Consider the following 12323-nt stretch of genomic DNA (forward strand, 5'->3'; position numbering starts at 1 on the left):
TATTAATTAATGTGCCTCATCCCAATTATCCCCCACACCAACTTCAACCACCAAAGGCACCAACAGTTCCGCCACTGTTGTCATAGTTTCAATTATCTTGCTTTTTGCTTCTTCAACGCGATCTTTTGCCACTTCAAATACTAATTCGTCATGAACTTGCATTATCATTTTCATGTCTTTGTCCATTTTTACCATTGCCATTTTTATCAGATCTGCGGCACTTCCTTGCATTGGGGCGTTTATCGCTGTACGTTCTGCATATTGTCGTCGTTGGGGGTTGCGGGATTTGATTTCTGGGATATATAAGCGTCTGCCAAATATGGTTTCTACATAGCCTTGTTGTTTGGCTATCTCTCGAATTTGTTCCATGTAGTTTTTGACACTCGGATAACGCGCAAAATATTTATCAATATAAGTTTGTGCTTCTTGGCGTTTAATTCCTAATTGTTTTGCTAATCCAAAGGCTTGCATTCCATATATTAGTCCGAAATTTACCGCTTTTGCACTACGGCGTTGTTCAAAATTCACTTCTTCAATTGCTACTTCAAATACTTCTGCCGCTGTGGCTTTATGAATATCTTCATTGTTTCTAAATGCCGCTAATAATTTTTCATCTTCTGACAGATGTGCCATTATTCTCAGTTCTATTTGAGAATAATCTGCCGCTAATAAGCTATAGCCACTAGGAGCTATAAATGCTTGACGAATTTTTCGCCCTTGTGCGGTGCGAATTGGTATGTTTTGCAAATTCGGTTGAATTGATGATAATCGCCCAGTTGCTGTAACTGCTTGTTGATAAGAGGTGTGAACGCGCTGAGTTTTTGGATTAATTTGTTGAGCTAGGCTATCTGTATAAGTTGATTTCAACTTGCTCAAACTGCGATATTCTAAAATTAATTTTGGTAATGGATAGTCTATTGCTAACTCTTCTAAGACTTCAACCGCAGTAGAGGGCTGCTTTTTAGGTGTCTTTTTTAATATTGGCAAATTTAATTTTTCAAATAAAATCGTCTGCAATTGTTTCGGAGAATTTAGATTAAACTCAGTTCCAGCTAAGGCATAAGCTTGTGTTTCAATAGTGTGCATACTCTTAGCTAACTCTTCACTATAATCATAAAGTAGCTTTGCGTCGATTTTGACTCCATAAGCTTCCATGCGTTTTAATACTGAAATCAGCGGCTGTTCTATTTGTTGATAGATTTTAAGTAATTTAGCATCTAATTTAGCCCATAACTCTTGATGTATTTGTAAAATATTATTAAGCTTTTTAGTAGCATAATCCGCAGCAGTGTCAATTTCAATTTGATTAAATGTTAATTGTTTTTTACCTTTACCAGCTATTGCTTCATATGCGCTAGAATCATCTTCTTTAGCAGTGCTATCTAATACATAAGATTCTAACATGGTATCAAAGGCAATACCTTGTAATTCAATACCATAACTAGCCAATACATGAGCCTGTTGTTTGAAATTATATCCAATTTTTAATTTGTTAGGATCTTCTAATAAATTTTTCAGTGCCGCTAGCGATAATTGCGGTGGAGCATTTAAATAATCATGAGCTAAAGGAATATAAACTGCCTCTTGCCCTTGTAAGGCAAATGAAATTCCAATTATTTCAATATTAGTTTCGAGATTAAATGCAAAAATCTTAGCTTGATTTAGATGCTGTAAATAATCCTCAAATTCAAATTTTGTAGATATTGTAGGGTGGGTAGAGCGACAGCGAAACCCACCATTTTGCTGGATTGGTGGGTTTCGCTTTCGCTCTACCCACCCTACATCTACTGAAGGCAATTGATTTAACCATTTTTTAAAATTCAATGCAGTATATAATTGCCGTAATTTTTCTACATCAACAGGATTTAATGTTAAATCTTCTATACTTTTTGATAAAACAACATCAGGCTTAATAGTAACTAATTGACGATTTAGCGGCAATTGCGGTAAAGCTTCACGTAAATATTCACCCACTTTGCCCTTAATTTTCGCAGCATTTTCAATCACTCCTTCCAAACTACCATAAGCATTTAACCATTTTACAGCAGTTTTTGGTCCTACCTTGTAAACACCGGGGATATTATCAACTTTATCACCAACCAAACTGAGATAATCAACAATTAACTCAGGCGCAATTCCAAACTTTGCAATCACTGCTGAGACATCAAAGTTAGTTTTTTTCATGGTATCAACGATAGTGATTTTGGAATTAACTAATTGAGCAAAATCCTTATCACCAGTAAAAATTAATACTTCCATTCCAGCGGCTTGCGCTTGCAAAGCCAAAGTACCAATAACATCATCAGCCTCGACTCCAGCTTCCATTAACAATGGAAACCCTAAAGCCTGTACCATTTCATGAACATCAGGAATTTGCGCACTCAAGTCATCAGGGGTTTTGCTGCGATTAGCCTTATATTCTGGAAATAAACTATGACGAAAATTAGAGCCTTTAGCATCAAAAACAATAGCGGCATAAACTGGCTGATAATCCTTCAACAAGCTCTTTAACATATTCGTTATGCCATAAATAGCACCATTAGGCATGTTCTCTAAAGCATAAAATGCACGATATAAATAATTAGTACCATCTATTAAAATAATTCTTGCCACAAACACTTACCTTTACTAGCTTTATCAATCCGAGATAAAAATTGTTGATGTAATTCTAATTCTTCCTTGTTAGGAGTAATAAGCTTTAATTTAGCCCGATTAGAAGAAATAGGTTTAATAATATTTTCTATATCAATTTGCTGGGCATTACCTGAAGATAATAAACTTACTTGACCACCAGTCATTGCCAAATAAACTTCTGCAAGTATTTCAGAATCAAGCAATGCACCATGTAATTGACGATTAGAATTATCTATATTATAACGTTTACATAAAGCATCAAGGTTATTTTTTTGGCTAGGATGAAGTTTTTTAGCCAAAGCCAAACTATCTAAAATCTTACAAGAAGCCTCTAACTGCTGCCGATTCTGATTCAACAATTGCAATTCATGATTAATAAATCCAACATCAAAGCGGGCATTATGAATAATTAACTCAGCACCCTTGATAAAATCCATAAATTCATCAACAATATCAACAAAACGCGGCTTACCCTTCAACTGATCATTAGTAATACCATGAACACGAGCAGCTCCGGGATCAATTTGACGATCAGGTTGTAAATATTGATGAAAATTTCTATTAGTAATGCGTCGATTAACCATCTCGACACAACCAATTTCAATAATACGATGCCCTTGTTTGGGGCTTAATCCAGTTGTTTCTGTATCTAATATAATTTTACGCATTATTTTATCAGTAACCCAATGCCAGCCCTTGTTGTCTTGGATCGTGACTTCCATATAATGTATTTTGATCAATTAAGATACTGGCTGCTGCACCCATTGTATTTTTCACTACTACTTTGTGTCCCTTTTCTGTTAATAACTTAATGGTATCAAGGCTCAATCCTTCTTCGATTCTAATCTCATCTGGCAACCATTGATGGTGAATTCTAACTGCATTTGTGGCTTCTTGAATATTCATCTTGTGATCAATAACGTTCAGAATTACTTGTAAGGTGGTGGTAATAATTCTTGAACCGCCGGGGCTACCGGTTATGATAAAAGGTTTTCCGTCTTTTAGCACAATGGTTGGTGACATGGAACTTAACATCCGTTTCTGGGGTTGAATGGCATTAGCTGTACCACCAATTAATCCATAAACATTGGCTACCCCGGGTTTGGCACTGAAATCATCCATTTCATTATTCAGTAAAAATCCCGCGCCGTTGACTACAATGCCGGAACCGAAACTAAAATTGATAGTGTAAGTATTGGAAACCGCATTACCTTCTTTATCAACCACAGAATAATGTGTGGTTTCATTACTTTCGTAATGAGTTGGATTACCCAATGCTGCTGCATAAGCTTTAGAAGTTAAACCTGTTAGAGGCACGGATACAAAATCTGTATCACCTAAATATTTTGATCTATCGGCATAAGCACGTTTCATAGCTTCAGCCATCAGATGGATAGTTGCGGCAGTGTTATGTCCCAATAAACCAATGTCATAATTTTCCAACATGTTCATAATTTGCACAATATGAACTCCCCCAGAACTGGGTGGAGACATAGAATAAATATCATAACCCCGATAAGTACCATGAATCGGTTTTCTTATTACGGGCTGATACTTGGCTAAATCTTTTTTGCTAATCAAACCGCCATGCGCTTCCATGTCTTTGACAATCAAATCAGCAATTTGTCCTTCATAAAAGGCTTTAATACCTTGTTTAGCAATTGCTTTTAAGGTATTGGCAAGATCGTTTTGCACAAAGCGATCACCTGCTTGATAAAAGCTGCCATCAGCTTTAAAAAATATAGCGGCGGTTGTCGGGTGCTGGTTGAGATGTTTTGCTCTCTTTTTAATATCATTACTAAATGCACGGGTGATGATAAAGCCTTTTTCAGCTAAGGCAATTGCTGGTGCTAATGCTTCTGCCAACGACAATGTACCATATTTTTCCAATGCCATTGCCATACCCGCGACAGTACCGGGTACTCCTGCCGATAGGTAACTAAATCGACTTAAATTGGAATCAATATTGTCTTTTTCATCAAGGAACATATCCCGCGTTGCCTTGAGAGGTGCTTTTTCGCGGTAGTCAATCGCAATGACTTTTTTCGTTTTGGCAGAATAGATCAGCATGAATCCGCCGCCACCAAGATTACCCGCCCGAGGATAAGTAACAGCTTTTACAAATCCAATTGTTACCGCTGCATCAACGGCATTACCGCCTTTCTGTAAAACTTCCACGCCAATTTGTGCCGCCATTTTCTCAGCCGTAACTACCATGCCATGCGTAGCGATAGTTGGGGTAAAAATATCTCGTTCACTGATAATGGCAGTTTGTGCTATGCTTAATGTGGCAAACATCAATGATGTTGCCGCAACTGATACTCTAAATAAATATTTCATGATTTTTTTCCTTGTGTTTTTAAAATGCCTTTAATTTGTTGTTTAAACAACTTATATTTTACATCCATATTAATTACTATGGCTTTTCCAATATTGTAAAATATTACACGCTTTTATCAAAAAATACAAGAACAATTTTACTTATTTCACTACGCCATATTTGCATGATGTTGAATAAGATTTCCTAAAGTGCGTAAGGCATGATTGACATCTTCTGAACTCGGAAACATAGCAGCTACATCATCATCAAGCCGAGCTATATTCGTACCTTCTTTATACTGCGCTGCATACTTTCCTCGAACACCATTTGAAAAATCATATTCATCCAACATATCTTGATCTTTACTAAGATAAATTGGTATTTTTAGTTGAACTATTCGCGCTGGAATTGCCAAAATAACGATAATTAAATTGCATAATGTAATATTCCCATTAAAATAGAAAATACTTCTCCTGTATCTTCTGGAATCGTATGACTATGAATATTTTTGATTATATGTTTGTTTTTACGATCTAAAATGCCGAATTTCCATATATCTCCCAAGGTAACTGCACCATAAATGTATTCAATCTTTTCATTGTCTTCAAGTTTATCTAGGGCAATTAATTCTGCAACCAGTTGATTAAAACCGTTATCTATATCTTTTTTCTTGGCTTCTATTATGATTAAATCTTGGTTTGCTATTAAAAGGTAATCTAATAAACCACTTAATTTATCATTCACATTAAGTGAATATTCAATATTAATTGTAATGTCGGATGTTCTAGCAATTTCAAGCAATAGTGGTGCTACCAAAAACTCTCTTTTAGCCATTTCAGAGTTTAAGTTAATTTTAGGTAAAATAGTATAGTAAGTCTCTTGGAGAGTTTTAACAAAATCTTTATCATAATCACTATATTTTGGTAGCTGCATCACCTCAAAGGCAAAAGAATAGCCAAATTCCGCTGCAATTTCCTTTGTAGGGTGATTCATTTCAAAGTAATCACTAAAAGTGTATTTTTTGTTTTTTTTGAAAATTGATGTTTTCATAATTTTATTATGTTAATTCAATATTATATCATATTTTAATAAAACTACAAGGATATGATATAATCATAGCTTCGCTGACTGTACATAGCTAATAAAATATGATAACTTACATTAAAATCAACGGCTTCAAATCTTTCCATGATTTTGAAATGGAATTTACGCCTTTTACAGTGGTTGCGGGAACAAATGCTTCAGGGAAAAGTAATTTGTTTGATGCTTTGAAATTGTTGGGAACTTTGGCAGAAACCGATAATATCAAAAAAGCGTTCAAAGAACAACGAGGAGAGTTTATTGAACTATTTACTCAGTATGATGAAAATAACTATGCTACTGAGATAGAGTTTGCCGTAGAGATGCTAGTCAATAGAAAAATAAAAGATTCTTGGGGCAACGAAGCCAAGCTCAAATATACCAGATTACGCTATGAACTCAAAATTAAACGTTTTACCAATTCTTTAGGCATAGAAAATTTGGCAGTGACTTATGAACATTTGGAAAATTTAAAACCTCAAAAAGATAAATGGGCTAAGCTGTTATCTAAAAATATAGTTGAAAATTGGCTACCAAATGTAAAGAAAGGAAAAAGGACTATTCCCTACATAAAAACTGAAATTGAAAATAACATACATATTGTACTTGTTCCTCAAGATGGCGTGCGAGGAGTTAATAAAAAACGTTTTCCACTCAATAACGCCACTAGAACCGTTTTAAGTAGTTTTGATACTATCGATTTTCCGCATGTTCTTGCTGTTAAAGAAGAAATGCGTAGTTGGAAATTTTTACAGCTTAATCCCGAAGACTTACGACAACCTACTAATAAAAATATGGGAGATGATGTCATTTCTGAAAGCGGTAAAAATTTAGCAGCGGTTCTACATCGCATCAAACAAGAAGACATATATACTTTAAGAGAAATTTCACGGGAATTTCAAACATTTTTACCCAATTTTGTTGAAGTTGATGTGATAGATGACACTGAAAACAAACAATATCTTATCAAATTAAAAGACAAAGATAAAAAAGAATATACCTCAAGAGTACTTTCGGAAGGCACTTTGCGAATTTTGGCATTGTGTATTTTAGAATACGATAATAAATATAGTGGCTTATTGTGTTTTGAAGAACCTGAAAATGGCATAAACCCTTTTAATATTGAGACAATGGCAAAATTACTAAAATGTTTAAGTGTAGATTTTACAAATATTGAAATGCCTTTGCGTCAGGTAATAGTTAATACACATTCACCAGTGTTAGTTGGTCATATTAATCATTGGAAACATGATAATAATGTAAGTATTTGGTATGCTGAAATTAGGAGTAGAGTTACAGACATTAAGAATTGCCGTTGTATTGTAAGTGTGACAAGCATTTTACCCGTGATTAAAGAAAAATATGTGCAATTAATGCTTAATTACTGAAGGTAATACTGATATTCGTTTTTTACAGAGTATAGTTCAAAAAACATTAGAAGCGGTTGCCTTTGATTGTTCTGGGCAGTTTGATATTGAACTGAATCCAATAAAAATTAATAAAACTGGTTTAGGTTTTATTGAACAGGTATTAGAAGCCTCGAAAAAAGGTCAAGAAGATTTTGGTATGATGATTCTTTGTGTACAAACAGATGCTGATAGAAAACAACTCAATGATACTTATCAACATAAAATTAATCCTTGTCAAGTTGAATTGGAAAAACAAAATGAAAATCAGTACTGTAAAATATTAGTTGCAGTAGTACCTATCCAAGAAACAGAAGCGTGGATGTTAGCAGATAAAGAATTACTAAAAAAAGAAATTAACACTGATGAAACAGATATTAAATTAGGCATTCACAGGGCACCAGAAAGCATTGCGAACCCAAAAGAGGTAATAGAAAACGCTATTCGAGTCACAAGAAAAAATTTAACGAAAAAGAGAAGACGTAATTTGAGCATTTCAGACTTATATTTGCCCATTGGGCAAGGTATGGATTTAAAAAAATTAGAAAGTTTAGCTTCTTATCAAGATTTTAAAGAGAATATAAAAAAAGCTTTTAGAAAGTTAAATTTACTACACAACAAGCACAATAAATAAAAACCCTGACATTTTACCACAAGATTTTGAATTGGTATTTTTAGTTGAACTATTCGCGCTGGAATTGCCAAAATAACGATAATTAAATTGCATAATGTAATATTCCCATTAAAATAGAAAATACTTCTCCTGTATCTTCTGGAATCGTATGACTATGAATTGGTAATTTTAAGTCTGGATATTGCGTATGTAAGTCACACATGGCTAGAATAAATTTTTCTTTATCCGTAATTGCATTATATTGTAATAATTCGGCAAATAATCGCGCTACTTGTTTGTTTTTTTGAGCTTGAGTTTTTTGCCATCAATAACACCGCTTTAGCAAAGCATATCATTTTACAATTATTTTAATAAATTTACGCGCATTTTGATAAAAATTCAATTCCTAAGCCTTGTACTTCTATTGCTGGGTGCTTAATTAAATCTTCAATCACTAAGAAATTTTTGGCAATAAATCCTTCATCGGATTAAACAATACCCAACGCAGCTTGTATTTTACAAGCAAATTCATGTACCAATTCACATAAACTCTGTTGCAACAGATTAAATGCTAACTCTGGTTTTTGATCCCATAATTCTGGATAAGCCTCAGTACGATTTGGTTCAGGATCATTGTTCTTGAGTTGCCAACAAATTCCAGTCTTCAATAATCATGAGTTGTGGTTTTAGGTTTACTATCTTGATCATTAACCAGTTTTAAAATCGCCGCTGCCATGTCAACATAACGAGGATCTCCAATGTCACCCATATTTTTCAACATTCGCCAAGCACGCCGACGAATTAAAAGTTGTCTGATTCAGACAAATGAGTTAATTAACATATGTTAATTACATTATTATATCATATATGCTAACATCAACTTTCAAAAATTCAAAAGGTGATTTATGAAAAAAGTAATTTTATTATCTTCTATATTGTTAGTATCCCCAAAAATATTTGCAGCCGATATAAATATTGACATATCAAATATCAAAAGTAACACCGGCAACCTTATTATTGGTTTATTTAACTCGAAAGATAGATTTTTAACAGACAAGTATAAAGCCTTAAAGATAAAGGCTCAAGTAGGCTCTATTAATGGTAAATTTGAAAATATTCCAAATGGAACTTATGCAATTGCTTTGTATCACGATGAAAATATGAATAACAAATTGGACAAAAACCTCTTCCATATACCAAAAGAAGGATATGGCTTCTCAAACAATGCAAAACCCTTTTTTGGACCACCCAAATTCAATAAAGCTCAATTTAAACTTGATGGCAATTACCATGCTCAAATTAATATGAAATATTAATTTGAAAAAAACCTGCAATAAAATTTTAATTATAATATAATAGCCTGTTATCTTATTTATTATACTATTGGAGTAACGCTAATGAAAACCTTTAGCGCAAAGCCTCAAACCGTTAAGCATGATTGGTTTATCATGAATGCTGAAAATCTGGTTTTGGGACGGCTAGCGACTGAAATTGCAAGACGTTTACGTGGTAAGCATAAACCTGAATATACACCACATGTTGATACTGGTGATTATATTGTTGTAATTAATGCTGAAAAGGTGCATGTTACTGGTCGTAAGAAAACCGATAAAATGTATCATCATCATACTGGTTATCCCGGTGGTATTAAGTCCATTAGTTTTGAAAAATTGATGGTTAAAGCACCAGAACGTATTCTTGAAAAAGCAGTAAAAGGCATGTTACCTAAAGGTCCTTTAGGTCGTGCTATGTTTAAAAAATTAAAAATTTATGCAGGTTCTGAACATCAACATGATGCGCAAAAACCTACACCATTAACTTTAAATAGCTAATTATGACAGAGCAGTATTATGGTACGGGAAGACGTAAAAGTTCTATAGCCCGTGTCTATTTGACAGCCGGTGACGGTAAAATCTTAGTTAATAAACTTCCTATTGATGAATATTTTGGTCGTGAAACTTCTCGGATGGTAGCACGCCAACCATTGGATGTTGTAGAAAAACAAGATAGTTTTGATATTAATGTAACAGTGACTGGTGGCGGTAATACCGGGCAAGCTGGTGCGATTCGACATGGTTTAACTCGCGCTTTAATGATGTATGATGAAAGTTTTCGTCCAGCATTACGTAAAGCGGGATATGTTACTCGTGATGCGCGTAAAGTTGAACGTAAAAAGGTTGGTCTGCATAAGGCTCGTAAGCGTCCACAATACTCAAAACGTTAAGTTTTCCCCCCTCCTGCCAGTTATTACTGACTGGCAAAATACCACGATAAAACCCATTCATGTATGTCTAATAACAAAACCCACATAAAGAAAACCAACTAGAAAATGGTCTAAAACCCGGGTTGAAAGTTGATAATGTACTATCTTGATTAATGATCTCCCATCTATTCAAAAACCACATTCAAAGCTCTTTTGCATTGCTCTAAAAGTTCATCTTCTATCACGCCTATTTTTTCAGATAATCGCTGATGAGACACAGATCTAACTTGAAATAAATCTATAACAGAAGTTTTTTCAAGACCATTCTCTGGAGTAGGTTCTACAACTATCATCCACGGTACAAGTTTATAATGTTCTTTTAAGTCTGTTAATGGTGCTATGACTTTTAATGGTAATTTTCCCACTTTGTTACTGTTTAAGATGACACATGGTCTAGTCTTTTTTATTTCTGCACCAATCGTTGGATCAAGATTAATACGCCATATAGCTCCCTGTATCATTGAAAATCCTCAGCATCCAAAACAGTGAGATAAGTTAGCTCTTCATTATTTTCATACTCTTTTGCCATTAATTTAACAGCTTTCTGTAATTTTTTTTCTTCTTGCACTTGAATAAAATATTCAATTGCTTGTTTTATAATATCTGACTTAGTGCTGTGCAATTCACCTTTTAAGTTATCCAACGCCAGATTCATGCTGTGAGGAAGAGAAAAAGTAATACGATCATAACTATTTTGTAAATTCATAGTGTATCTCCTATATGTTTAAATTCGACATCAATATGATACATCAAAATATGATGTTTGTAAACATACAGGAAATGCCAATATTGCCGTATTGACAGATGGTAAGACATTGGATGGATTGGGATTTGAGCTACGGGTTTATAGCTACTTTAATCGCTAAATGTTCTTGAATTGTTGCTGTCAAAATTAACTTTTGTTGGTGAGCGAGTAGCAGAACGCCTATGGTACCAATGACATTCAAATCCATGAGTTGCGCTTTTCTACGTGCCAACTTGTCATCCAATATGACATAATTTGCTTGAGTTTCTTGCGCCAAAACCATTGCTTCAAGTTCGCCAATATGTAAACTGCGTCTCATATCTAATGCACCTTTAACAAAATGTTGACCAGCTATGGAAATTGAGGTATGTTCAATGTATTTAGGTGGTAACAAATCACCTAATTCATTGCTAACCGCTGGAGGAATCATAACTTGATCAAAGCATTGAGGCAACAAGTCAAGTGCCTCAATCTTGGATAAAAAAATAATAGGACTTGTATTGGAAACAACTTTCATAACTATTTACTAACCAGATTCTTAATCGTTTCCATATCTTCCAATATGCTTTCATCATCAAGGATATAACCAATATTAAAATGTTCTTTTAAACGGTAATGAAACTCATCAAAAGACAGTTCTGCCAAAGCCGCAGCAGCTTCAAAACTGACTTTGTGTGCATAATAGAGACTGGCGGCGAGAAAAAACTCAGCCGCACCAGAACCAATTGGTTCAAGTATTTCATTAAAATGAGGTTTAAAGTTATAGCGTTCCTGAGTTTTAACTGTGCCGCTATATGGTTCTTCAGAGGTAAATGCTATCGTTGACATGAGATAATCCAATAGTTAAATTTCGTGATTAAACTAAATTATTATAACATTGATTTAAAAAGTGAACACAATCAGCAATATTAGGTGTAATAGATGGATTGCCTGAGTTGGGATTTCAGCGGAGGGTTTTGTAAAAAATTGTAGGTTGGGCTGACGAAAGGAAGCCCAACTATTCGTGGAAGAATTGTGAATTTGTTGGGCTTCCTCTCATCAGCCCAACCTACAGGATATATCAAATTAAGCAAACAGCTACTAGCTTAGTGAGTTATTTATAACTATATTCTTTTATTTTATCATCATAAAATTCCACTTTACCTATAATATCTCTTCCAACCTGTTGTATATCAATACTGATATAATCCAGATACCACAAGTACTAATTCACTAACTCAAAGTATATTTTTATTATGCAACCAAATAACACTATGAAAATA

15 protein-coding genes are annotated in these 12323 nt (G+C 34.2%); 5 read left to right on the forward strand and 10 right to left on the reverse strand.

The annotated features are described in order from the left end of the window. Positions 1 to 6 precede the first annotated feature (6 nt). From polA to BHU68_RS00955, 5 genes are all read right to left on the reverse strand, one after another. A complete protein-coding gene (gene polA / locus BHU68_RS00935; RefSeq protein ID WP_069469926.1) occupies positions 7 to 2613 on the reverse strand; it encodes a DNA polymerase I in 2607 nt (868 codons plus the stop codon). After that, complete coding sequence (gene dnaQ / locus BHU68_RS00940) at positions 2595 to 3302, reverse strand: DNA polymerase III subunit epsilon (protein WP_069469925.1); 708 nt, start codon at positions 3300 to 3302, stop codon at positions 2595 to 2597. Before dnaQ ends, polA begins: the two co-directional genes overlap by 19 nt. 7 nt (positions 3303 to 3309) lie before the next feature. Next, on the reverse strand, positions 3310 to 4974 hold the full coding sequence (gene ggt, locus BHU68_RS00945; protein ID WP_069469924.1) for a gamma-glutamyltransferase: 1665 nt from the start codon (positions 4972 to 4974) through the stop codon (positions 3310 to 3312). A 149-nt stretch (positions 4975 to 5123) separates the two neighbouring features. Beyond that, positions 5124 to 5369 (reverse strand): hypothetical protein, encoded by a 246-nt coding sequence (locus tag BHU68_RS00950; protein WP_216092608.1) that lies wholly within the window; start codon positions 5367 to 5369, stop codon positions 5124 to 5126. An 11-nt stretch (positions 5370 to 5380) separates the two neighbouring features. Next, positions 5381 to 6004 carry a hypothetical protein gene (locus tag BHU68_RS00955; RefSeq protein WP_083234214.1) on the reverse strand — a complete coding sequence of 208 codons (624 nt, stop codon included), beginning with the start codon at positions 6002 to 6004 and terminating at the stop codon, positions 5381 to 5383. 98 nt (positions 6005 to 6102) lie between these two features. Here BHU68_RS00955 and BHU68_RS00960 point away from each other — a divergent pair, with 98 nt between their 5' ends. Continuing rightward, entirely contained in the window at positions 6103 to 7422 is a 1320-nt protein-coding gene (locus BHU68_RS00960; protein ID WP_069469922.1) for an AAA family ATPase, read from the forward strand. Positions 7423 to 7600: 178 nt separating this feature from the next. After that, positions 7601 to 8074, forward strand: coding sequence for a hypothetical protein (locus BHU68_RS00965; protein ID WP_445082164.1), 474 nt, complete (start codon positions 7601 to 7603; stop codon positions 8072 to 8074). Positions 8075 to 8541: 467 nt separating this feature from the next. Here the strand turns inward: BHU68_RS00965 and BHU68_RS00970 are convergent, their stop codons facing one another. Further along, positions 8542 to 8721 (reverse strand): hypothetical protein, encoded by a 180-nt coding sequence (locus tag BHU68_RS00970; protein WP_069469920.1) that lies wholly within the window; start codon positions 8719 to 8721, stop codon positions 8542 to 8544. Positions 8722 to 8958: 237 nt separating this feature from the next. On the opposite strand from BHU68_RS00970, the gene BHU68_RS00975 reads away from it, so the two are divergent. The 3 genes from BHU68_RS00975 to rpsI all read left to right on the forward strand — a co-directional run bounded on the left by BHU68_RS00975 (position 8959) and on the right by rpsI (position 10277). Beyond that, positions 8959 to 9369, forward strand: a complete 411-nt coding sequence (locus tag BHU68_RS00975; RefSeq protein WP_083234215.1) for a DUF2141 domain-containing protein — start codon at positions 8959 to 8961, stop codon at positions 9367 to 9369. 81 nt (positions 9370 to 9450) lie between these two features. Continuing rightward, on the forward strand, positions 9451 to 9885 hold the full coding sequence (gene rplM, locus BHU68_RS00980) for a 50S ribosomal protein L13 (RefSeq protein ID WP_069469919.1): 435 nt from the start codon (positions 9451 to 9453) through the stop codon (positions 9883 to 9885). A gap of 2 nt (positions 9886 to 9887) precedes the next feature. Further along, the gene (gene rpsI, locus BHU68_RS00985) at positions 9888 to 10277 is read left to right on the forward strand and encodes a 30S ribosomal protein S9 (protein ID WP_069469918.1); all 390 of its coding nucleotides are present in this window, start codon (positions 9888 to 9890) and stop codon (positions 10275 to 10277) included. A gap of 164 nt (positions 10278 to 10441) precedes the next feature. Here the strand turns inward: rpsI and BHU68_RS00990 are convergent, their stop codons facing one another. From BHU68_RS00990 to BHU68_RS01005, 4 genes are all read right to left on the reverse strand, one after another. Then, positions 10442 to 10777 (reverse strand): type II toxin-antitoxin system PemK/MazF family toxin, encoded by a 336-nt coding sequence (locus tag BHU68_RS00990; protein ID WP_069469917.1) that lies wholly within the window; start codon positions 10775 to 10777, stop codon positions 10442 to 10444. Beyond that, positions 10774 to 11022, reverse strand: coding sequence for a ribbon-helix-helix protein, CopG family (locus BHU68_RS00995; protein ID WP_069469916.1), 249 nt, complete (start codon positions 11020 to 11022; stop codon positions 10774 to 10776). The genes BHU68_RS00990 and BHU68_RS00995 overlap by 4 nt, the downstream gene beginning before the upstream one ends. 130 nt (positions 11023 to 11152) lie before the next feature. Further along, complete coding sequence (locus BHU68_RS01000) at positions 11153 to 11578, reverse strand: hypothetical protein (RefSeq protein WP_069469915.1); 426 nt, start codon at positions 11576 to 11578, stop codon at positions 11153 to 11155. A gap of 2 nt (positions 11579 to 11580) precedes the next feature. After that, positions 11581 to 11889 (reverse strand): hypothetical protein, encoded by a 309-nt coding sequence (locus BHU68_RS01005; protein WP_216092609.1) that lies wholly within the window; start codon positions 11887 to 11889, stop codon positions 11581 to 11583. Positions 11890 to 12323: the final 434 nt, after the last annotated feature.

Source organism: Candidatus Marithrix sp. Canyon 246, from assembly GCF_001723685.1.
GTDB lineage: Bacteria > Pseudomonadota > Gammaproteobacteria > Beggiatoales > Beggiatoaceae > Marithrix.

Excerpts from the sequence above, each read along its gene's own strand:
- BHU68_RS00975 (WP_083234215.1), top strand. The coding sequence starts at position 8,959 with ATGAAAAAAGTAATTTTATTATCTTCTATATTGTTAGTATCCCCAAAA.
- BHU68_RS01005 (WP_216092609.1), bottom strand. The coding sequence starts at position 11,889 with ATGTCAACGATAGCATTTACCTCTGAAGAACCATATAGCGGCACAGTT.
- BHU68_RS00995 (WP_069469916.1), bottom strand. The coding sequence starts at position 11,022 with ATGAATTTACAAAATAGTTATGATCGTATTACTTTTTCTCTTCCTCAC.
- dnaQ (WP_069469925.1), bottom strand. The coding sequence starts at position 3,302 with ATGCGTAAAATTATATTAGATACAGAAACAACTGGATTAAGCCCCAAA.
- BHU68_RS00965 (WP_445082164.1), top strand. The coding sequence starts at position 7,601 with ATGATGATTCTTTGTGTACAAACAGATGCTGATAGAAAACAACTCAAT.
- BHU68_RS01000 (WP_069469915.1), bottom strand. The coding sequence starts at position 11,578 with ATGAAAGTTGTTTCCAATACAAGTCCTATTATTTTTTTATCCAAGATT.
- BHU68_RS00990 (WP_069469917.1), bottom strand. The coding sequence starts at position 10,777 with ATGATACAGGGAGCTATATGGCGTATTAATCTTGATCCAACGATTGGT.
- BHU68_RS00960 (WP_069469922.1), top strand. The coding sequence starts at position 6,103 with ATGATAACTTACATTAAAATCAACGGCTTCAAATCTTTCCATGATTTT.
- ggt (WP_069469924.1), bottom strand. The coding sequence starts at position 4,974 with ATGAAATATTTATTTAGAGTATCAGTTGCGGCAACATCATTGATGTTT.
- BHU68_RS00955 (WP_083234214.1), bottom strand. The coding sequence starts at position 6,004 with ATGAAAACATCAATTTTCAAAAAAAACAAAAAATACACTTTTAGTGAT.
- rplM (WP_069469919.1), top strand. The coding sequence starts at position 9,451 with ATGAAAACCTTTAGCGCAAAGCCTCAAACCGTTAAGCATGATTGGTTT.
- rpsI (WP_069469918.1), top strand. The coding sequence starts at position 9,888 with ATGACAGAGCAGTATTATGGTACGGGAAGACGTAAAAGTTCTATAGCC.